This is a genomic window from Pseudomonas sp. Z3-8, assembly GCF_051131975.1.
GTDB lineage: Bacteria > Pseudomonadota > Gammaproteobacteria > Pseudomonadales > Pseudomonadaceae > Aquipseudomonas.
On sequence record NZ_CP071643.1, the window covers coordinates 1,102,501 to 1,123,097 of the forward strand.

Sequence of the window (20,597 nt, forward strand, 5' to 3'; positions counted from 1 at the left end):
GAGCCCACTTTGTTGGGTGACTGCGTACCTTTTGTATAATGGGTCAGCGACTTATTTTCAGTGGCGAGCTTAACCGAATAGGGGAGGCGTAGCGAAAGCGAGTCTTAATAGGGCGTCTAGTCGCTGGGAATAGACCCGAAACCGGGCGATCTATCCATGGGCAGGTTGAAGGTTAGGTAACACTGACTGGAGGACCGAACCGACTACCGTTGAAAAGTTAGCGGATGACCTGTGGATCGGAGTGAAAGGCTAATCAAGCTCGGAGATAGCTGGTTCTCCTCGAAAGCTATTTAGGTAGCGCCTCATGTATCACTGTAGGGGGTAGAGCACTGTTTCGGCTAGGGGGTCATCCCGACTTACCAAACCGATGCAAACTCCGAATACCTACAAGTGCCGAGCATGGGAGACACACGGCGGGTGCTAACGTCCGTCGTGAAAAGGGAAACAACCCAGACCGTCAGCTAAGGTCCCAAAGTTATGGTTAAGTGGGAAACGATGTGGGAAGGCTTAGACAGCTAGGAGGTTGGCTTAGAAGCAGCCACCCTTTAAAGAAAGCGTAATAGCTCACTAGTCGAGTCGGCCTGCGCGGAAGATGTAACGGGGCTCAAACCATACACCGAAGCTACGGGTATCACGCAAGTGATGCGGTAGAGGAGCGTTCTGTAAGCCTGTGAAGGTGAGTTGAGAAGCTTGCTGGAGGTATCAGAAGTGCGAATGCTGACATGAGTAACGACAATGGGTGTGAAAAACACCCACGCCGAAAGACCAAGGTTTCCTGCGCAACGTTAATCGACGCAGGGTTAGTCGGTCCCTAAGGCGAGGCTGAAAAGCGTAGTCGATGGAAAACAGGTTAATATTCCTGTACTTCTGGTTATTGCGATGGAGGGACGGAGAAGGCTAGGCCAGCTTGGCGTTGGTTGTCCAAGTTTAAGGTGGTAGGCTGAGATCTTAGGTAAATCCGGGATCTTAAGGCCGAGAGCTGATGACGAGTTACCCTTTGGGTGACGAAGTGGTTGATGCCATGCTTCCAAGAAAAGCTTCTAAGCTTCAGGTAACCAGGAACCGTACCCCAAACCGACACAGGTGGTTGGGTAGAGAATACCAAGGCGCTTGAGAGAACTCGGGTGAAGGAACTAGGCAAAATGGCACCGTAACTTCGGGAGAAGGTGCGCCGGTGAGGGTGAAGCACTTGCTGCGTAAGCCCACGCCGGTCGAAGATACCAGGCCGCTGCGACTGTTTATTAAAAACACAGCACTCTGCAAACACGAAAGTGGACGTATAGGGTGTGACGCCTGCCCGGTGCCGGAAGGTTAATTGATGGGGTTAGCTAACGCGAAGCTCTTGATCGAAGCCCCGGTAAACGGCGGCCGTAACTATAACGGTCCTAAGGTAGCGAAATTCCTTGTCGGGTAAGTTCCGACCTGCACGAATGGCGTAACGATGGCGGCGCTGTCTCCACCCGAGACTCAGTGAAATTGAAATCGCTGTGAAGATGCAGTGTATCCGCGGCTAGACGGAAAGACCCCGTGAACCTTTACTATAGCTTTGCACTGGACTTTGAATTTGCTTGTGTAGGATAGGTGGGAGGCTTTGAAGCGTGGACGCCAGTCTGCGTGGAGCCATCCTTGAAATACCACCCTGGCAACTTTGAGGTTCTAACTCAGGTCCGTTATCCGGATCGAGGACAGTGTATGGTGGGTAGTTTGACTGGGGCGGTCTCCTCCTAAAGAGTAACGGAGGAGTACGAAGGTGCGCTCAGACCGGTCGGAAATCGGTCGTAGAGTATAAAGGCAAAAGCGCGCTTGACTGCGAGACAGACACGTCGAGCAGGTACGAAAGTAGGTCTTAGTGATCCGGTGGTTCTGTATGGAAGGGCCATCGCTCAACGGATAAAAGGTACTCCGGGGATAACAGGCTGATACCGCCCAAGAGTTCATATCGACGGCGGTGTTTGGCACCTCGATGTCGGCTCATCACATCCTGGGGCTGAAGCCGGTCCCAAGGGTATGGCTGTTCGCCATTTAAAGTGGTACGCGAGCTGGGTTTAGAACGTCGTGAGACAGTTCGGTCCCTATCTGCCGTGGACGTTTGAGATTTGAGAGGGGCTGCTCCTAGTACGAGAGGACCGGAGTGGACGAACCTCTGGTGTTCCGGTTGTCACGCCAGTGGCATTGCCGGGTAGCTATGTTCGGAAAAGATAACCGCTGAAAGCATCTAAGCGGGAAACTTGCCTCAAGATGAGATCTCACTGGGACCTTGAGTCCCCTGAAGGGCCGTCGAAGACTACGACGTTGATAGGCAGGGTGTGTAAGCGCTGTGAGGCGTTGAGCTAACCTGTACTAATTGCCCGTGAGGCTTGACCATATAACACCCAAGCAATCTGTAGACTCGAAAGAGGCCAGATTGCGGTGTGTGAAGACGAGATGAACCGAAAGTTCGAGTCAAAACCCACAAACTATCGCATACCCATTCGCTGGAACGTGACCGCAAGGCACGCGCTGGCTACCGAATTTCTTGACGACCATAGAGCATTGGAACCACCTGATCCCATCCCGAACTCAGAAGTGAAACGATGCATCGCCGATGGTAGTGTGGGGTTTCCCCATGTGAGAGTAGGTCATCGTCAAGATTAAATTCCGAAACCCCTATCTGCTGACGCAGGTAGGGGTTTTGTTTTTATCTGTAATAAAACCGGCCGAAGCTCGTGGTAAATTTGCGCAGTTATTTTCGAGCTGGAGCACTAGAATAGCCCCACCTTAGTTGAGCCAGAGCGCTATATGCCCGATCCGTCAGACATCGATAGGTTGTCAGATCTACCCTTGGACGGTCTGGTGGCGTGTCATGAATGCGACTTGTTGATGCGCAAGCCACAGCTGGCCCACGGCGAAAAAGCCGAATGCCCCCGCTGTGGATACGAACTTTATGCACACCGACATAACGTGGTCGAACGTAGCCTCGCCCTGGTAGTTGCCGCTTTGCTGTTGTTTGTGCCGGCGAACTTTTTACCCATCATGCAGCTCAATCTGCTCGGACAGTCGTCCCAGGACACCGTCTGGAGTGGCGTGGTCGGGCTGTTCAATACCGGTATGCACGGTGTATCGGTGGTGGTGTTCCTGTGCAGCATGGGGATTCCGCTGCTCAAGTTGCTGTGTCAGCTGATTGTGCTGCTGACCATTCGCTGGAACGTCGGACGAAGTTACGGCTTGTTGTTGTACCGCACTTACCATCACTTAAGGGACTGGGGGATGCTCGAGGTCTATTTCATGGGCGTGCTGGTTGCCATTGTCAAACTTGCCGACATGGCGGCTATTACTGTAGGCCTGGGCCTGGTGTGTTTTGTCAGCTTGTTGCTGGTTCAGGTCTGGCTGGAAGTGGTGATGTCACCGCATCAGATCTGGCAGGCGCTGTCAGGAGAGGATTCTCATGCGGGCGATTGATGCGGGCATTCTGATCTGCGTCGAATGTCACGAGTTGAATCGACAGGATGCAGGCGCTGACAAACAGACCTGCTCCCGTTGTGGCGCACGCATCCATCCCCGTCGTCCGAACAGCCTCATGCGGACCTGGGCATTATTGATCACGGCCGCGATTCTCTATATCCCGGCCAATATGCTGCCGATCATGACCATCAATTCGCTGGGCCAGGGATCGCCCAGCACCATAATGGCCGGCGTCATCGAGCTGGTTCAGCACGGCATGATCCCCATTGCCGCGGTGGTGTTTGTTGCGAGTATTGTCGTGCCCACTTTCAAGCTGGTGGGGCTCGCCTTGTTGTTGTTTTCGGTGCAACGGCACCAGCCCATGTCCGCGCGTCAGCGCATCCTCATGTATCGCTTCATTGAGTTCATCGGCCGCTGGTCGATGCTGGACATTTTCGTAATCGCAATCCTGGTGGCGGTGGTCAATTTCGGGCGGCTTGCCAGTGTTGAAGCCGGTCTTGGCGCCATCGCCTTTGCCAGCGTAGTGATTTTGACAATGATTGCCGCAGTTACCTTCGATCCCCGACTGATTTGGGATAACACGGAGTCGGATGACGACCATGACTGATTTGCCTACTGCTAAAACCCGACCGGCTTCGAACTGGTCGGCCATCTGGGTCTTGCCGTTGATTGCCTTGATCATCGGCGGTTGGCTCGGCTGGCGGGCTTATAACGAGACCGGTATCGAGATCAGCGTACGTTTTGAAAGCGGTGAGGGCATCCAGGTCAACAAGACCGAGATCGTCTACAAAGGCATGACGGTGGGCAAGGTAAAGGACCTTACGCTTGATGACGAGGGCAGCTCGAAAGGCGTTATCGCGACCGTCGAAATGAACAAGGACGTCGAGCAATACCTCAAGACCGGCACACGTTTCTGGCTGGTCAAGCCGAGTGTGAGCCTGGCCGGGATCACCGGCCTGGAGACGCTGGTATCAGGAAACTACGTGGCCATAAGCCCGGGAGAAGGCGAATCGACACGCAAGTTCAAGGCCTTGGCCGAAGAGCCGCCGCTATCGGACGCCAAACCAGGTTTGCACCTGACGATCAAGGCTGAGCGCCTGGGTTCGCTGGACCGTGGCAGCCCGGTTTTCTACAAACAGATTCAAGTTGGCCAGGTGAAAAGTTATTCCCTGTCGGAAGATCAGCGCACAGTCGAGGTCAAGGTCTTCATCGAGCCGACCTACGCCAGCCTGGTTCGCAAACACACACGATTCTGGAACGCCAGCGGCATCAGCATCGATGCCAACCTGTCGGGCGTCAAAGTACGCAGTGAATCACTGGCCAGTATCGTGGCCGGCGGTATCGCGTTCGCCACGCCGGAAAACCGCAAGGACAGCCCGCCCACGGACCCAAGCCTGCCGTTTCGTCTGTACGAGGACTTCGATGCGGCCGCCGCCGGGATCCGGGTAAAGGTCAAGCTCAGCGATTTCGAAGGGTTACAGGCGGGGCGCACGCCGGTCATGTACAAAGGCATCCAGGTCGGCAGCCTGAAGACGTTGAAGGTCGACCCCGACTTGTCCAGCGCCAGCGCCGAGCTGACCCTTGATCCTTTGGCCGAGGACTACTTGGTGACCGGCACTCAGTTCTGGGTCGTCAAGCCATCGATTTCCCTCGCGGGTATCACCGGCCTGGAAGCGCTGGTCAAGGGTAACTACATTGCCGTGCGCCCGGGCGACAAGGGCGCGGCGCCGCAGCGCGAATTCGAAGCCAGGGCGAAGGCTCCGCCATTGGACTTGCGTTCCCCTGGCCTGCACCTGGTGCTGCTGACTGAGAATCTGGGATCGCTGGAAGTCGGCAGTCCGATTCTCTACAAGCAGGTCAAGGTCGGCTCGGTGCAGAGCTACCAATTCTCCCGCAAGAAAAAACAGTTGATCATCGGTGTGCACATCGAGAAGGAATACGAAGGGCTGGTGAACGGTTCGACGCGATTCTGGAACGCCAGCGGCGTCACCCTCACGGGCGGTCTGACTGGCGGAATACAGGTCAAGAGCGAGTCCCTGCAGAGCCTGATGGCCGGCGGGATCGCCTTCGAGACGCCGGAGCCGAATGTACCGTTGAAAAGACGCATCCCTCGGTTCCGTCTGCATGAAGACCGCGAAGCGGCACAGCAGAACGGCACGGTCGTGACGATCAAGGTCGATCGCGCCGACGGCTTGCGCAGCGGTACGCCGATCCGTTTTAAGGGGCTGGATGTGGGCAAGATCGAGAACGTCGATCTCAGCGCCGACATGCAGTCGGTGCTGGTCACCGCGCGTATCACCGAAGTGCCGGAGCGTATCGCCCGCGTCGGGACTCAGTTCTGGGTGGTCAAGCCAGAGCTGGGGTTGATGAAGACGTCGAACCTGGAAACCCTGGTGACCGGTCAATACATTGAAGTGCAGCCCGCTGTGAAAAGCCAGGGCCCGCAGAAAAGCTTTGTTGCGTTGGCCGAACCACCCGAAAGCGCGGTTCCGGAGGCTGGTTTGAGCCTGGTATTGAGTGCGGCGCGCCGTGGTTCGTTGAAGATTGGCGTGCCGGTGACCTATCGCGAAGTGACGGTGGGTAAAGTCACGGGATATGAATTGGGCCAGACGGCGGACCGGGTGCTGGTCCATATCCTGATCGAGCCCAAGTATGCGCCGTTGGTGCGCAGCGGCACTCGCTTCTGGAACAGCAGCGGTTTTGGCCTGGACTTCGGCCTGTTCAAGGGCGCGACGGTGCGGACCGAGTCGTTGGAGACACTGATCCAGGGCGGTATCGCTTTTGCGACACCGGACGGCGAGCGGATGGGCAACCCGGCGCGACCGCAGCAGACGTTCCCGCTGTTCGACAAGTTTGAAGATGAGTGGCTGACCTGGGCGCCGAAGATCACGCTCGGCAAGTGAGCTTATAGGATGTGACACCTGTCGCGAGGGAGCTTGCTCCCGCTGGGCCGGTCCGACGCTTCGGGCGTAGCGGCCCCAAAGCCTGCGACCGCTGCGCAGTCGAGCGGGAGCAAGCTCCCTCGCCACGGAGTATGCGATCACAAAAAAGGCCGCGATCCAATGGATCGCGGCCTTTTTCATACCCGGCTATTCACCTCAGACCGGATCCAGCTCCGGCTCATCGGCCTGGACGTTCACCGTGGCTTTCACCGCATCGTGGCGACGGATGTACTTCCAGTCCGCCTCGTCGATGTAGATGCCGTTCGGGCCGCTGCCGCCTTCCAGGTCGATGGCGACACTGGCGCAGACCTGCGGCTTCACACTGGCGAGGATCGGCACGAAGCCCAGTTGCAAGCTGGTTTCCAGCAGCGCAGCCTGGTTCTTCTCGTCGATGTCCGCCGCTTCGTCCAGGTAATACGGCAGACGCACACGGCCGGCCTGTTCGCGGTCCATCAGGTGCAGCAACAAGTACATGTTGGTCAGCGCCTTGATGGTCATGGTGGTGCCGTTGGACGCCGCGCCGTCGATGTCGGTGTGGATCACCGGCTGGCCGTTGACCTTGGTGATCTCGAACGCCAGTTCGAACAAGTCCTTGAGGCCGAGCTGGTTGTGGTTTGCAGCCACCAGCCGCGCCAGATATTCCTTGGCTTCTTCGTTCTTGTTGTCCTGCTCGGCGCTCTGGCTCAGGTCGAACACCGACAGCGTCTCGCCTTCTTCGTACTGGCCGGCGCTGTGGATGATCTGGTCGATGTGCTTGAGCGCTTCCTTGTTCGGCGCCAGGACGATGCGGAAGCTTTGCAGGTTGGACACCTGGCGCTTGTTGATCTCGCGGTTGAACAGCGCCAACTGGTGTTCGAGGCTGTCGTAGTCGCTGCGGATGTTACGCAAGGTCCGGGCGATGTCGGTGACGGCCGCACGGCGCGCCTTGCCCAGGGTCAGGGCTTCGTCGGTGCGGTGGGCATAGGCGTTGATCAGCAGTTGAAGACGGCGCTCCATGTCGTCTTCGCTGTCGAACTTGGCCACGCCCTTGAGGCGCACCTGGGCGTACAGCGCTTCGATCTGGCCATCGACCCGTAACAGGCCCTGCCAACTGTCCTGATAATCGTTGAGCAGCGGCAACAGGTTGTCCATGGAGTCGTCGACCGGGTCCATGAACGGCGTGCCGAATGGCAGGTCCGCCGGCAGCAACTGACGACGGCGCAGGGCATCGTCGAGGGTGCGTTGCTTGGCTTCCATGTCGGCGATCTGCCGGCCCACCAGTTGCAACTTGGCGGACAATTGCTGGACGCGCTCGGTGAAGGCATCGCTGGAGCGCTTGAGTTCGTCCTGGGCGGCTTCCATCTGCGCCAGTTGTTCGAGTTTCTCGCTTTCCTCGGCGCTCAAGGTCTGGGTGCGACGGAAATCCTCCAGGGCTTTCTGTGCATCCAGCACCTGCTGGTACAGCGCTTCGGTCTGGGTCTTGCTCGCGGCACGGTCGGCGGCCACGGCTTGTTGGGTCTTGAGCTGCTTGAGTTCTTTTTCCAGACGCTCTTTCTGATCGCGCAGCGCGGCGCGGTCGGCAAGCGCTTGCAGAGCCGGCGGTTCGATGTGGGACAGGTCGATGGACAGGCCCGGCACTTCGAAGCGCTCGCCCTTGAAGCCGTCGAGAATCAGCTCCATGGATTTGACCCACTCGCCATTCTCGTCCAGCGCGATCCCGTGTTCGCCCAGCGGCAGGCTGAACAAAGCGCTGTTGAACAGGCGCATCAGGCGCTCGACGTCCTGCTGGGAGAACTCTTCGCGCAGGCGGGCGTAGCTGTTGTTGTCGGCGTGATCGAGTTGCTGCTTGACCGACTTCAGGCGTTTTTCCAGATCCCGCAGGCGCTCTTCCAGGTCTTCGGCGCTGAACTGCCGGGACTGAGCCAGAGCGCCGGCCAGTTCGTCGTGGGCGTCCTTGGCGGCGAGCAGTTGCTGCTCCAGGACCTTGACGTCGTCTACCAGGGCAAAGCGATGCTTGAGCACCGACAGTTCGCCGAGCCAGCGCTGGATGCCGCTGATTTCACGCTCCAGGCGCATCAGCTCCTGGGTGCCGCCGCGCTGGTCGTTCTGCAGCGAATCCTGCTCGTTGCGGTAGTGCTCGGCCTGGATGGTCAGCTCCTCCTTGCGCGCACTGGCATAGTCCGACCAGGTGCCCAGCAGCGAGTCGAGCAATGGCGACAGGCGATGCAGTTTGCCGCGCAGGATATCGCGCTGCTTCACGCCGTTGGCCAAGGCTTCCACCAACGGGCCCGCCGCCACCAGGGAGTTGTAGTCCTGTTCCATGCGTCGCACGTCGCGGAAGGCTTCTTCGCACGCGGCTATGTAGTCCACGCTGCCGGAGCGCAGGCTGTGCTCGAAGGCATCGAGGAACAGTTGCTTGAGCTTGGCGGCGGTGATTTCGCGCATGTGCAGCAGGTTGATGAACAACGCGCGGAAGGTCTTGAGGCTTTGCTCGCTGGTGGAGCGCAGCGGGATCAGCGTCAGGTCCAGGGGGATCGAGGTGTGTCCGCCGACCAGCAGGCGACGCAGTTCATCCGGCTTGAGTTCGTAGGCCTTCAGGCCTTCGCGCTCCAGGTTGGTGAACAGCTCTTTCTGGCGCAGGCAAGTGTCATCTTTCTGATAGTGGGCCAGGTCCAGTTTGCCGGCGTAGGCAAAGAACTGATGGCCGAAACCGCCGCCAGGGCCGCGACCGACCACGCCAATCACGTGCGGGCCGTGGGGCAGGGCAACTTCCACGAGGATGTAGCTGGTGTCCGAGGCGAAATAGAAACGCCGGGATTGCTCCAGGCTGTACTTGCCAAAGCTCATGTCCGACATGCGCGCCAGGATCGGGAACTGCAAAGCGTTGATCGAGGCGGATTTACCGAGGTTGTTCGCGCCGTAAACTGATAACGGTTCTTCCAGCGGGAACAGGCCGAGGCTATAGCCGGCGGTGTTCAAAAGGGCAAAGCGGCGGATGCCGTAGCGTTCCTTGCTCATGCGTCGGTCTCCTGTTCTTCGGCAATGGCACGGGCCAGTGCGTCTTCTTCACTTTCACCGTCGAATTCACTGAGGTCCAGCGGGTCATCGGTCTGCAGCAGTTTTTCGTCGCTGTCTTCGTCGATCAGTACCGGCGCCGGCAGCGGCAACACGCTGTGCAGGCTGGCGGCCAGGTCGCGGTCCTGCTGGACCGACAGGCAGACGTCGAGAAAACGATGCATCGGCGGCAGGAAGCGATACACGCCGTTTTCTTCGCTGGCAAAACCCAGCTGGGTCATGCGGCGCATGATTTTTTCTTCCAGCTCTTCCTGGGTCTGTACTTCGGCCTGGATGAACAGGTCGCGGTATTTTTCCAGCAGCGACGGCAACTCATCGCGGCCGAGGCTGCCACCGTCGAGCACGGCGATTGGGTCGCGACCCTGATCGGCCAGGTGTTCGACGAGGATGAAGGTGAACAGGGCCAGGCGCTGGGCGGTCTTGTTCACCGCGGCGGCGGCCAAGTCGGGCACGAAGTAATAAAAGCCGCGGGTGTCGCACACCAGTTCGAAGCCCAAGGCCTTGAACAGCGTGCGGTACTGGTCCTGGAAGTTCGACAGTTGCGCGTACAGCTCCGGGTCGCGGCGGCTGACGTGGTAACCCTTGAACAGCTCGCGAAAGATCGGTGCCAGCTGGGACAGTTCGGATAGATCAAGATGCATGGGGGATGCTCGCAGAATCCTCGGCGGCGCTGCCGGCCGAGAGCAGGGCGAAGGAGCGCAGGCTGACCTGATGCTCATGGGTGTGGTAATCGCGGCGTTCCAGACGCTCGCGCTTGAAACGTTTTTCCCGCGACAGGCGCGAGAACCAGTACAGCAATTCGTCGGTGGCACCGTCCGGTTCTTGCTCCAGCAGCCAGCTCATCAGGTCCGGCATCGGCAGGGCGTCTTCGCAACGCTCGACCATCTCGCGCACGGTGCGCGGCGCCCGTGGTGCCTCGCCGCCCTTGTGGGTCTTGTGGGACTTGGGGAAGCGCGCCGGTTTCGGTTCGAAGCGGGCCAGGGCATAGACATAGGCTTCGACCTGGCTGGCACTGCCCAAGAAGGTGCTTTGCGGTCGGGTGAACAGCGGCATGGCGGCTTGCGGCACGGCATCGATGCCCTTGCGGCGAATGGCCGCCAGGGCCAGCGCCGCGCCACGGGTCACGGCGTTGTGGCGGCGAGCCTCTTCACGCAGCGGCAGGAGCAGTTCCCGGGCGTGGCGCAGGGTCAGTTGGGCGCTGGTCTGCATTTCGAGGATGCGTGCATGGGTGCGCAGCAGCATGTCGTCGTCGACGAGGTGGCCGAGGCGCTGTTGTTCGGTGAGCATGCGCAACAGCACGTTCTCGACCTTGCGCACGCCTTGCTCGAACGCGCCGTCGGCGTTCACCAACTGGATCATCGGCTCGACGTATTCGTCCCAGGTCGCCAGTACTTCGGCGTAGCGCTGGCGCAGCGGAATCTGTCGATCGCTGGTCTTGGCCCGTTCGGCCACGGCCACCAGTGCCTGCTCATCGTTGGCGAGCTTCTTCAGGACGTCGCGCACGCGCATGTCCAGCAAGCGCAACTGGCGGGCCAGGTCGTTGCCGTCGCGCACCTCGAAAGCGTCCTGGATGTAACCGGCCAGGCGCTCGAGGTGGCGCAGGTAGGCTTCGATCTCCAGGCACAGGCCCAGGCGGTGTTCGCGGCGAAGGTAGGCGAGGAAGTCGTGGATCTGGGCGTTGAGCTCGAAACGGTTGGGGCTTTTCGCCACCGGCACGAGGATGTCCAGGCGGATCCACACGTCCAGCAGGTTGGTAATATCCTGGGGCGTGCTGTCCAGTTGTTGGGCGGCCAGTTGTGAACGCAGTTCGTTGAGGCTCAGGGTGCCCTGGTCGAAGTGCTCGCACAAAGGTTCCAGCAATGCCCAGTGTTCAGCAAGGGCGCGCAAGACGCGCTTGGGTTCGATCATCGCAATGGCCGTCGGGTTGGCAATTAAAAGCGGCGATTGTACTGCATCGCGCCGGTTGCTATTCACCCCCGAGACGGACTGTCGTCGCGCATCGCTCAACTATCGGCTCAACAGGGAAGCGATCCGCGCCGAAGGGCGGTAGAATCCTCCCCACTTTCAGTTATCCACAAGTGGCCGACCCTTGCTTATCGAGTCCCGCCGCCGCGCCTATCTGACCGCCATGCAGGTGGTCAACTGGCTGCCGCGTACCGAATTGCCATTTGCCGCCCCGTCGCGGCCCGAGCTGCTGGAAGCGCCTGAGCCGATGGAGGTCGCGCCGCCCCAGGCCGCGCCCGTCGCCAAGACCGCTGCCGAACCGTTGGCGCCCGCTGTCGAACGGCCGAAAGTCGAAGTCCCGCGTCCGAGCCTGGCCTCGACCCGGACCAACGCCAAACCGGTGGAAGAAGTCGACGAAGCGCCGGCCCCGGTGAAGGTTGCACAGGTGCCGCCGCCACGTTTCGCCCTGCAACTGCTGCGAGCCGGGCGTTGCCTGCTGCTGGTGGAGTTACCCACCGGCGAACCCTTCCAGAGCCGCGATCCAGCCTACTTGCTGCTCAAGGACATGCTGCGTGCCGCCGGCCTGCCGGACAGCCCGCAAATCATCGGCGAGCCGGTGCGCTGGCCATTGTTATCGCGCGGCACGATGGACCAGGGGCCGGAGGCGGCGCGGGATTTTGTCCAGGGATTTGTTTCGGCGCGTCTGGAAGATGAACCGTGCGTGTGTCTGTGGCTGATCGGCCTGCCGGCAGTGAGGTTCGCCGGCGAGGCGGATGCCGAAGCGTTCAACCGTGAATTGCAGGTCGAAGGCCTGGGCTCGGCCTGGGCGCTGCCTGGACTGGAATCGTTAATGGAAACGCCACGGCACAAGGCTGACGTCTGGCAAGCCATGCGCCGGCTGATGGCGCGCTGGAAAGAATCGAATGAGTGACGCTGTATCGTTCCGCCCTATGACCGAGGCGGACCTCGACGCTGTACTGAAGATCGAATACGCGGCCTACAGCCATCCCTGGACCCGCGGGATATTTCTCGACGGGCTGGGCAAATACCAGATCTGGCTGATGTTCGAAGGCCAGCAGCAAGTCGGCCATGGCGTGGTGCAGATCATCCTCGATGAGGCGCACCTGCTAAATATCACCGTCAAGCCGGAAAACCAGGGGCGCGGCCTGGGTTTGCGGCTCTTGGAACACTTGATGTCGATTGCCTACAAGGCGGAGGCACGCGAATGCTTCCTGGAAGTGCGCGATAGCAATCGCACGGCGTTCCGGTTGTATGAGCGTTATGGTTTCAACGAGATTGGCCGGCGGCGGGATTACTACCCGGCGGTGGGCGGGCGTGAGGATGCGGTGGTCATGGCCTGTACCTTGGTGGACTGAACTGCCACGACCCATGTGGGAGCGAGCTTGCTCGCGAAGACGGCGGTACATTCCACATATATGCAAACTGATCCGCCGCCATCGCGAGCAAGCTCGCTCCCACAGGGGACTGGCGGCGTACATCAAATCCTAGGCCAGACACAGAACCCATGTGGGAGCGGGCCTGCCCGCGAAGGCGGCGGTGCAGTCGGCATCAATGCTAGCTGAATCACCGCTTTCGCGAGCAGGCTCGCTCCCACAAGGGACTGGCGAGGTTGTTCAGCGCTTGCCATTCAACGGGTCGATATCGGCCATTTCCGCTTCGTCCAGGCCGTCGCCGCCGCCGATATCATTTTCATCCACGACGCTCAGGTCCCAATCGGCCTGTTCACCTTCACCGGCCTCCAGGGCGTCCCTGGCGCCATCATCACGGATCAGGGTCTCGGGGCTCAGATCATCTTCGGTCGGCTGGCGGTCATCCATCGAGGCCCCCGTCATGCCTGCTTCGCGCACACGTTCGTCCGGTATCAGTTGCTCGCGCTCGTTTTCAGGCAGCTCGTCGCCGATCCTGGCCTCGTATTCATCGTCATCGAATTCCAGCTCACGCATCGAGCCCATGCGGTCTTCGTTGTCGTCGATGGGTTCCGGTTGCACCGCATCGTAGGGACGTCGTGAATCATTCATGGCAATTCCTCATACTGTGGGCCTTACTATGAGTCGACCGGCTGCGGTGCCAGGAATTCCAACGCGCTGCCGACGTGACCTCGACCGGCGGTCGTCTGTCACAGTTGCGCACTCTCTATCGAGGCTGGACAGCATGAATGAATTACAAGATCTGATTGATAACAACGCGCGCTGGGCCGATGCGATCAAGCAGGAGGATCCTGACTTCTTCGCCAAGCTGGCTCGTCAGCAAACCCCCGAATACCTGTGGATCGGTTGCTCCGACGCGCGAGTGCCGGCCAACGAAATCGTCGGCATGTTGCCAGGTGATCTGTTTGTGCACCGTAACGTGGCCAACGTGGTGTTGCACACCGACCTGAACTGCCTTTCGGTGATCCAGTACGCCGTGGACGTGCTCAAGGTCAAGCACATCCTGGTCACCGGCCATTACGGCTGCGGCGGCGTGCGTGCCTCGATGCAGGACCGCCAGCTCGGCCTGATCGACGGCTGGCTGCGCTCGATTCGCGACTTGTACTACGAGCACCGCGAAGCGTTGGCCAAATTGCCGACCGAAGAGGAACGGGTGGACCGCCTGTGTGAACTCAACGTGATCCAGCAGGTGGCGAACGTCGGTCACACCAGCATCGTCCAGAATGCCTGGCACCGCGGGCAGAAACTGTCCATTCATGGTTGCATCTATGGGATCAAGGACGGGCGCTGGAAAAGCCTGGACACCACGATCAGCGGTTTCGAGCAGTTGCCTCCGCAGTATCGCTTGCGTCCTGTAGACGCGCCCTGAGCGTAGATGTCAGTGATCAGCATCGTCGCTGTTTGACGGCAGCGGCGCTTTCCCGCGTCAGCCAAGGCTCACGCGGGAAGGCTCCGTCAGGTTCAGACTGATTCAGCTGGCAGCGGCATAGGCACCTTCAATTGCTGAAGTTGCGACTTGATCGCCGGCGCCGCGCATTTTGTCGCCGCTTCGGCCGGCGTCAGTTTGCGAATCGAGGTATAGAACAACTCGCAGGTCTTCTCTTTCTGGGTAACCTGCCAGGTCTGCGTGCATTGGTTCAGTTGCTGGGTCGGATCGGTATTGGGCTTGCTGCCCATCCCGGCTTGCCAGCATGCGGCGCTCAGGTCCTGTCCCATGACTTTCAAGCCGGCAGCATCTGCCTTGGCCTGGTCACCGTCATAGCTTTCAGGGTCGGCGGCGTACCAGATATAGCTGGGGTGATTGGAGCCGAGTACCGGAACCTTGACGCCTTCTGTCGGTGTGATGGTCGCCAGGCCGAGCACATTCACGGTCGGGCCGTATTGGGTCTTGATCCAGTTCCGAACCGGAGCGCCGAAGGCCACCATCGGCAGTGCATTGCCGCTGGCGTTCTGGCTGACCTGCTTGACCATGGTGGTCTGGTAGTCATTGAAATAATCGTAGACGCCTTCCAGCGCCTGGCCGGCGTTGGACGGGGCGGCGATCGGCGCGATGTCGATGATCGTCTGGTAGGCCGGCGTCTGGTCGGCGGCGATGCCATTGGCGGTCAGCAGCGTGGCCCAGCGGTCGGTAGTGGCCGATTCGAGGTAATCCTGGGCCTGGGTCAGCGAGTAATCCGGCGGGAAGTGCAGCAACTCGACGCTCTTGCGGTTTTCCAGGGCCATGCCCAAGGGCAGGAACAGGTACCAGTTGTAGGCCCACTTTTTGTCATTGTTGAGTTTCGTCGCGCCGTTGTACGCCAGGTCTCCGGCGTTGAGCAGCGCGGCCAGCGGTTGGCCGTAGCTTTTCGGGACTCCGCTGATGTTCGCGTAGACGATGTCGTTATCGCGCTTGACGCTGACCTTGGCCGCGCCGTAGCCGTCGCGCTGAACGCTTTGGGTCAGGTAATGCTCGACGGTCTGCTCCAGCGTCCAGTTGCGAAAACAGATGACGTTGCAGTTGTTGGGATAGGCGAAGAGACGGGTGACACGTTCGGTACTGCCCAGTTGTACATCGATGTCGGCGGCATGGGCGGCGGCACTGAAGGCCAGGGCGGCGAGAGAGAATACGGCGAGTTTGGACATGCTCAGATCCTTTTCAGCGTGTGAGCCCTTTGAACAGGGTGTATCCATACTGAAACAGACGAAGCCGAAGAAGAAGTGGGCCGATGTAAATATCGGCCCTTTTTTATGGCTTTATGGCATCACCGGCGGCAAATAGGTCAACGTAGTCCCCAACGCCCAGAGCAGTACCAGCACCAGAGGGGTGTGTACCAGCAGTTGCACAAAGGAAAAACCGATCAGATCCCTGGCCTTCAGCCCCAGGACACCCAGCAGCGGGAGCATGTAGAACGGATTGATCAGGTTCGGCAGCGCCTCGGCGGCGTTATAGATCTGCACGGCCCAGCCCAGGTGATAGTTCAGGTCATTGGCCACCTGCATGACGTAGGGGGCTTCGATGATCCACTTGCCCCCGCCCGAGGGAATGAAGAAGCCCAGCACCGCCGAATAGACGCCCATCAACAAGGCGTAGGTGTCATGCGACGCGATCTGTACGAAAAAGGTCGAGATATGGTGGGCCAGCGTCTGCGCGTCGCTGCCCTTGACCGTGGTCAGCAGCGCGGCGATCGAACCGTACAGCGGAAACTGGATCAACACCCCGGTGGTGGTCGGCACCGCGCGGGCCACGGCGTCGAGAAAGCTGCGCGGGCGCCAGTGCAGCAATGCGCCGAGCATGATGAACAGGAAGTTGTAGGTGTTCAGCCCGGAAATGGCACTGATCGCAGGCTTGGTGGAAAACTCATGGAACAGCCAGCCGGCAGCCAGCAGCACCAGGGCGATGGTCAACAGCGGGCTGTGTTCCAGCCATTCTCCCGGACGGGTGCGAGGCTGCAATGCCGGCATGCTGAAGCTCGGGTCGATCCCGCAGGCGGCGGCGTCACGAGCGCTGTTGGGCCCCGGAGCGGTGGCGTAGGCAACGATCAGCGAAATCACGATCAGCGCCAGCAACATCACCCCGGACTGCCAGAGGAAAATGGTCTGGGTGAACGGAATGACGCCCGTGATGGACAGGATAGATGGCGGCAGGCTGGCCGGGTTGGCCTGCAGTTGCGCGGCCGACGAAGACAATCCCAGCGCCCACACCGCGCCCAGGCCCAGATAGGCGGCGGCACCGGCGGCGCGATAATCCATTTTCAAGTCGCTGCGCCGGGCGAGTGCCCGCACCAGCAGGCCGCCGAACACCAGCGACAGGCCCCAGTTGAGCAGCGACGCGACCATGGAAATCAAGGCCACCCAGGCCACCGCGCTGCGGCCGTTTTTTGGAACCCGTGCCAGGCGATCGATCAGCTTGACGGCGGGCGGCGAACTGGCGACCACGTAACCGCCAATCACCACGAAGGCCATTTGCATCGTGAACGGAATCAGGCTCCAGAAGCCATCGCCAAACGCCATCGCCGCTGCCGTGGGCGTAGCGCCGATGAACTGCGTGGCGATTGCGACCACCAGCACCGCCAGCGCGGCGAAGACCCAGGAGTCGGGAAACCAGCGCTCGGCGAAACTGGAGCAGCGCAATGCGAAGCGGGCGGAGCGGCTGTCTTCAATGTCAGTGGTCACGGCAATCACCTCGGTTTTTATGGTTATGGGTATCTGGTGCGACGAAGCATCAGCGGTCGGACGCCAGCGGTGGAACATTCCAATGACCGTGGAAGCCGGACCGGCGTTCGAGCGCCACTGGATTATTTTTCAGGCCGACCAGCGGCACTCTTCAGAAACAAATCGCCAAGCCGATGGCATGGGAACACAACAGATTCTCTGCCTGCCGGAGCATGCCCATGTTCAACACCCGCCTCAAGCAGGAGCTCCTGGCTCTTCGCCAAGAACTCTCGAGCATCATGCAAGTCAAGGAAAGCCTGGATCGAGAGATGTTGGCGCTGACCCTGGACGCCGAGGGGCGGGTGCAATCGGTCAATCAGAACTTTCTCGATGAGATGCACTACAAGAGCCAGGACTTGATTGGCCGCGCTGTCGAGGACCTGGTGCCGGCCTACCTGAGGTCCAACGAATTCCAGATTCGTTTCAAGACCGCGCTGACCCGCGGTGAGCACTTCTCCGGTGCCGTTCGCCTGGCACGAGGCAACGGCGACGAGGCCTGGCTACGCTCGATCCTCCAGCCGGTACGGGATGCCAATGGGCGAATCCGCTATTTCTCGATGTATTCCAGTGACCTGACCCGCACCATCGAAAATTCCCGCGAGCATGAAAACCTGATCGGCGCCCTGGTGCGTTCGACAGCGGTGATCGAGTTCGACCTGGGCGGCCACGTCCTGACAGCGAACGATCGTTTTCTCAATGCCATGGGCTACAACCTTGCGCAGATCAAGGGCAAGCACCACCGCACGTTTTGCGAACCCGAGGAGTACAACAGCGCGGCCTACCAGAACTTCTGGAAACGCCTGAACAACGGGGAGTTTGTCGCCGGCCGCTTCAAGCGCCTCGACAGCAATGGCCGTGAGGTGTGGCTGGAGGCTTCCTACAATCCGGTACTCGACGCCAATGAGCGCCTTTACAAAGTGGTCAAGTTCGCCACCAATATCACCGATCAGGTCAACCAGGAAAAAGCCGTCGCCGAAGCCGCCAGCATCGCCTACAGCACGTCATTGCAGACCGATAACAGCGCCCAGCGCGGAACCACCGTCGTGACCCAGGCGGTGGACGTGATGCGTGACCTGGCCCGACACATGCAAACCGCCGGTCAAGGTATCGAGGCCCTGAACGAGCAATCCCTGGTCATCGGGACCATCGTCAAGACCATCAGCGGCATCGCCGAACAGACCAACCTGCTGGCGCTCAACGCGGCCATCGAGGCTGCTCGGGCCGGTGAGCAGGGACGCGGTTTCGCAGTGGTCGCCGATGAGGTCCGGCAACTGGCTTCGCGAACCAGCCAGGCGACCGACGAGATCATTGGCGTGGTCCGCCAGAACCAGGACATGGCCCGCAATGCCGTGGCGCTGATGACCGATGGTCAACATCAGGCCGAACAAGGCCTGGCCCTGGCAGCCGAGGCGGGAACGGTCATCGTCGAGATCCAGGACGGGGCGAAAAAGGTAGTGGATGCGGTGAGCCAGTTCGCCAATCAGCTGTCGACTTGAGAACTTGCTGAGTGAGCCGCCTTCGCGAGCAGGCTCGCTCCCATAGTTGATCGGGGGTTGTCACTATCACGCAGATCCATTGTGGGAGCGAGCCTGCTCGCGAAGGCATCATCCCATCCACCATCAAACCAAGCGGGTCTTACCTGATTTCCGCGCGCTCAATCCCCCAGCGCCTCTCCCTCACGCCGCGGATCCGCCCCGCCAGCCAGTGAAGCCTTGCCTTGCGCATTGCGCACCCGAACGATCGCCTGGGTGCCGCTGGTCATGTCGATTTCGCTCACCGTGTGGCCCTGGTCTTTCAGCGCCTGGATCAGCGTCGGGCTGAACTGGCCCTGCTCCAGTTCGGTGGCGCCGTTGCGGCTGCCGAAGTTGGGCAGGTTGATGGCGGCTTGCGGGTCCAGGTTCCAGTCCAGCAGGCCGATCACCGACTTGGCGACGTATTCGATGATCTGCGATCCGCCCGGCGAACCAATCGCGGCTAGGAATTCGCCACTCTGGCGATCGAAGATCAGCGTCGGCGCCATGGACGATCGCGGGCGTTTGCCGGGCTCGACGCGGTTGGCGACTTTCTGTCCGTTCTCTTCGGGTATGAACGAGAAATCGGTCATCTGGTTGTTGAGCATGAAGCCCTGCACCATCAAGTGCGAACCGAAGGCCGACTCCACCGTGGTGGTCATCGACACGGCGCCACCCTGGTCATCCGCCGCCACCACTTGCGAGGTGGAAATGCGCAGGGGCGAGCGGTCCGGTGCGTAGGCCACCTGGATACCCGGCGGTGTGCCGGGCTTGGCGATGCCCATGCTGCGTGGGCCGATCAGGTTCGCGCGACTGGCCAGATAAGCCGGATCGACCAGACCCTTGAGCGGCACCGGGACAAAGTCCGCATCGGCGACATACTGGGCGCGGTCGGCGTAGGCCAGGCGTTCAGCCTCGGAAATCAGGTGCACCGCCTGCGGCGCCGGCTCGATACCCGCGGGCTTGTCTGACGGTAGCGGTTTCAACGGCGCAAGGGCCGAGCGGCTGTCGCGATGTTCCAGGGCCTGCAATGTCCCGAGGATCTGCGCCACGGCGATCCCGCCGGACGACGGTGGCGCCATGCCACAGACTTGCCAGCGCTTGTAGTCGGTGCACAACGGCGCGCGTTCCCGGGCGGCGTAACCCTTGAGGTCGCTCAGCGAAAGGCTGCCGGGATTGCCATGGCCTTGCACTTTGGCGACAATCTCCGCAGCCACCGGCCCTTCATACAACGCGCTGGGACCTTCGCGGGCAATACGCGAAAGTACGCCGGCCAAGGCAGGATTTTTCAGCAGCGTGCCGACCGCTTTCGGGCTGCCATCGGCGTTGAGGAAATAGGCGGCCATCTCGGGCGAGCTGGGCAAGGCCGTATCGGCGGTAATCATCGAGTGCAGCCGGGGGGAAATCCTGAAGCCCTGTTCCGCCAGTTTGATGGCCGGCTCGAACAGCGTCGCCCATTCCAGGCGACCGTGTTTGCGATGAGCCAGTTCCAGCGCGCGCAACACGCCAGGCGTGCCTACCGAACGGCCGCCGATCTGCGCGGCGGCAAACGGCATGGGTTTACCGTCGGCCTGGATGAAGAGTTTTTCGCTGGCGCCGGCCGGTGCCGTTTCGCGACCGTCGTAGGTGCGCACCGCCTTGCCGTCCCACAGCACAATGAACGCGCCGCCGCCGATGCCGGAAGACTGCGGTTCCACCAGCGTCAGCACCGCCTGCATCGCAATCGCCGCGTCGATGGCCGAGCCTCCACGCCGGAGCATTTCCCGCCCGGCCTCGGCCGCCAGAGGATTGGCCGCAGCGGCCATGTGCCGGTCGGCGTGGCGAGTCTGCAGGTCGGTGCGGTAGCCGGAAGCGATTTCCGGAGCGGTGGGCAATGGCGGGGCAGTCGTGGAGGCGGGCGGCGTCTTACAGGCAACAAGTGTCAGGGCGACGGCCAGCAGCGAAACGGCTGACAGGCGATGAAGATTCGGGTTGAGGGCTGAAAGCACGTGTCGCTCCATCCATGGGCCAGGGATATTGAGGCCGACTGTAGCGATGCGGGACGTGGGGCGCAAATCAGCAAGGGC

The 20,597-nt window shown here is 60.5% G+C and carries 13 protein-coding genes, 2 rRNA genes and 2 pseudogenes (1 of these 17 running past the window's edge); 10 read left to right on the forward strand and 7 right to left on the reverse strand.

Features of this window, described 5'->3' with window-relative positions; all coding sequences use genetic code 11:
* From J3P94_RS05165 to J3P94_RS05185, 5 genes are all read left to right on the forward strand, one after another.
* A 23S ribosomal RNA gene (locus J3P94_RS05165) occupies positions 1–2,365 on the forward strand (it extends 527 nt beyond the left edge of the window).
* Between the two features lie 149 nt (positions 2,366–2,514).
* Positions 2,515–2,630 (forward strand): 5S ribosomal RNA (gene rrf, locus J3P94_RS05170).
* A gap of 148 nt (positions 2,631–2,778) precedes the next feature.
* Entirely contained in the window at positions 2,779–3,438 is a 660-nt protein-coding gene (locus J3P94_RS05175; protein WP_434571812.1) for a paraquat-inducible protein A, read from the forward strand.
* A complete protein-coding gene (locus tag J3P94_RS05180; protein WP_434571814.1) occupies positions 3,425–4,048 on the forward strand; it encodes a paraquat-inducible protein A in 624 nt (207 codons plus the stop codon). Before J3P94_RS05175 ends, J3P94_RS05180 begins: the two co-directional genes overlap by 14 nt.
* Positions 4,041–6,344, forward strand: a complete 2,304-nt coding sequence (locus J3P94_RS05185) for an MlaD family protein (protein ID WP_434571816.1) — start codon at positions 4,041–4,043, stop codon at positions 6,342–6,344. Before J3P94_RS05180 ends, J3P94_RS05185 begins: the two co-directional genes overlap by 8 nt.
* A gap of 195 nt (positions 6,345–6,539) precedes the next feature.
* On the opposite strand, the gene mksF is transcribed toward J3P94_RS05185, so the two are convergent.
* The 3 genes from mksF to mksB are packed head-to-tail and all read right to left on the reverse strand — an operon-like array spanning position 6,540 to position 11,345.
* Positions 6,540–9,380: an Mks condensin complex protein MksF gene (gene mksF, locus J3P94_RS05190; protein WP_434571817.1), complete on the reverse strand. Its 2,841-nt coding sequence runs from the start codon at positions 9,378–9,380 to the stop codon at positions 6,540–6,542.
* A complete protein-coding gene (gene mksE, locus J3P94_RS05195) occupies positions 9,377–10,078 on the reverse strand; it encodes an Mks condensin complex protein MksE (RefSeq protein ID WP_434558641.1) in 702 nt (233 codons plus the stop codon). Before mksE ends, mksF begins: the two co-directional genes overlap by 4 nt.
* Positions 10,068–11,345 (reverse strand): Mks condensin complex protein MksB, encoded by a 1,278-nt coding sequence (mksB, locus tag J3P94_RS05200; protein WP_434571818.1) that lies wholly within the window; start codon positions 11,343–11,345, stop codon positions 10,068–10,070. Before mksB ends, mksE begins: the two co-directional genes overlap by 11 nt.
* Positions 11,346–11,526: 181 nt before the next feature.
* Here mksB and J3P94_RS05205 point away from each other — a divergent pair, with 181 nt between their 5' ends.
* Positions 11,527–12,312: an energy transducer TonB gene (locus tag J3P94_RS05205; RefSeq protein ID WP_434571820.1), complete on the forward strand. Its 786-nt coding sequence runs from the start codon at positions 11,527–11,529 to the stop codon at positions 12,310–12,312.
* Positions 12,305–12,757 carry a ribosomal protein S18-alanine N-acetyltransferase gene (gene rimI, locus J3P94_RS05210; protein WP_003205585.1) on the forward strand — a complete coding sequence of 151 codons (453 nt, stop codon included), beginning with the start codon at positions 12,305–12,307 and terminating at the stop codon, positions 12,755–12,757. The genes J3P94_RS05205 and rimI overlap by 8 nt, the downstream gene beginning before the upstream one ends.
* 258 nt (positions 12,758–13,015) lie before the next feature.
* Here rimI and J3P94_RS05215 read toward each other — a convergent pair whose 3' ends face one another.
* On the reverse strand, positions 13,016–13,420 hold the full coding sequence (locus J3P94_RS05215) for a serine kinase/phosphatase (RefSeq protein ID WP_434571821.1): 405 nt from the start codon (positions 13,418–13,420) through the stop codon (positions 13,016–13,018).
* A 133-nt stretch (positions 13,421–13,553) separates the two neighbouring features.
* Between J3P94_RS05215 and can the strand changes: the two genes are divergently transcribed.
* Entirely contained in the window at positions 13,554–14,198 is a 645-nt protein-coding gene (gene can / locus J3P94_RS05220) for a carbonate dehydratase (protein WP_305498811.1), read from the forward strand.
* Between the two features lie 92 nt (positions 14,199–14,290).
* Here the strand turns inward: can and J3P94_RS05225 are convergent, their stop codons facing one another.
* Both J3P94_RS05225 and J3P94_RS05230 read right to left on the reverse strand, forming a co-directional pair.
* A complete protein-coding gene (locus J3P94_RS05225) occupies positions 14,291–15,451 on the reverse strand; it encodes a hypothetical protein (RefSeq protein ID WP_434571823.1) in 1,161 nt (386 codons plus the stop codon).
* Between the two features lie 111 nt (positions 15,452–15,562).
* Positions 15,563–16,981, reverse strand: a complete 1,419-nt coding sequence (locus tag J3P94_RS05230; RefSeq protein WP_434571825.1) for a short-chain fatty acid transporter — start codon at positions 16,979–16,981, stop codon at positions 15,563–15,565.
* A 374-nt stretch (positions 16,982–17,355) separates the two neighbouring features.
* Between J3P94_RS05230 and J3P94_RS05235 the strand changes: the two are divergent.
* Together J3P94_RS05235 and J3P94_RS05240 are read left to right on the forward strand one after the other, a co-directional pair.
* Positions 17,356–17,928: pseudogene (locus J3P94_RS05235) on the forward strand (PAS domain-containing protein); the annotation flags it as partial.
* A gap of 156 nt (positions 17,929–18,084) precedes the next feature.
* Positions 18,085–18,516: pseudogene (locus J3P94_RS05240) on the forward strand (methyl-accepting chemotaxis protein); the annotation flags it as partial.
* A gap of 158 nt (positions 18,517–18,674) precedes the next feature.
* Here J3P94_RS05240 and ggt read toward each other — a convergent pair.
* Positions 18,675–20,519: a gamma-glutamyltransferase gene (ggt, locus tag J3P94_RS05245; RefSeq protein ID WP_434571826.1), complete on the reverse strand. Its 1,845-nt coding sequence runs from the start codon at positions 20,517–20,519 to the stop codon at positions 18,675–18,677.
* Between the last annotated feature and the right edge of the window lie 78 nt (positions 20,520–20,597).

Bases quoted from the DNA above. Each gene is read 5' to 3' on its own strand.
- mksF (WP_434571817.1), bottom strand. From the start codon at position 9,380: ATGAGCAAGGAACGCTACGGCATCCGCCGCTTTGCCCTTTTGAACACC.
- J3P94_RS05225 (WP_434571823.1), bottom strand. From the start codon at position 15,451: ATGTCCAAACTCGCCGTATTCTCTCTCGCCGCCCTGGCCTTCAGTGCC.
- J3P94_RS05175 (WP_434571812.1), top strand. From the start codon at position 2,779: ATGCCCGATCCGTCAGACATCGATAGGTTGTCAGATCTACCCTTGGAC.
- J3P94_RS05215 (WP_434571821.1), bottom strand. From the start codon at position 13,420: ATGAATGATTCACGACGTCCCTACGATGCGGTGCAACCGGAACCCATC.
- J3P94_RS05185 (WP_434571816.1), top strand. From the start codon at position 4,041: ATGACTGATTTGCCTACTGCTAAAACCCGACCGGCTTCGAACTGGTCG.
- can (WP_305498811.1), top strand. From the start codon at position 13,554: ATGAATGAATTACAAGATCTGATTGATAACAACGCGCGCTGGGCCGAT.
- J3P94_RS05180 (WP_434571814.1), top strand. From the start codon at position 3,425: ATGCGGGCGATTGATGCGGGCATTCTGATCTGCGTCGAATGTCACGAG.
- mksE (WP_434558641.1), bottom strand. From the start codon at position 10,078: ATGCATCTTGATCTATCCGAACTGTCCCAGCTGGCACCGATCTTTCGC.
- mksB (WP_434571818.1), bottom strand. From the start codon at position 11,345: ATGATCGAACCCAAGCGCGTCTTGCGCGCCCTTGCTGAACACTGGGCA.
- rimI (WP_003205585.1), top strand. From the start codon at position 12,305: ATGAGTGACGCTGTATCGTTCCGCCCTATGACCGAGGCGGACCTCGAC.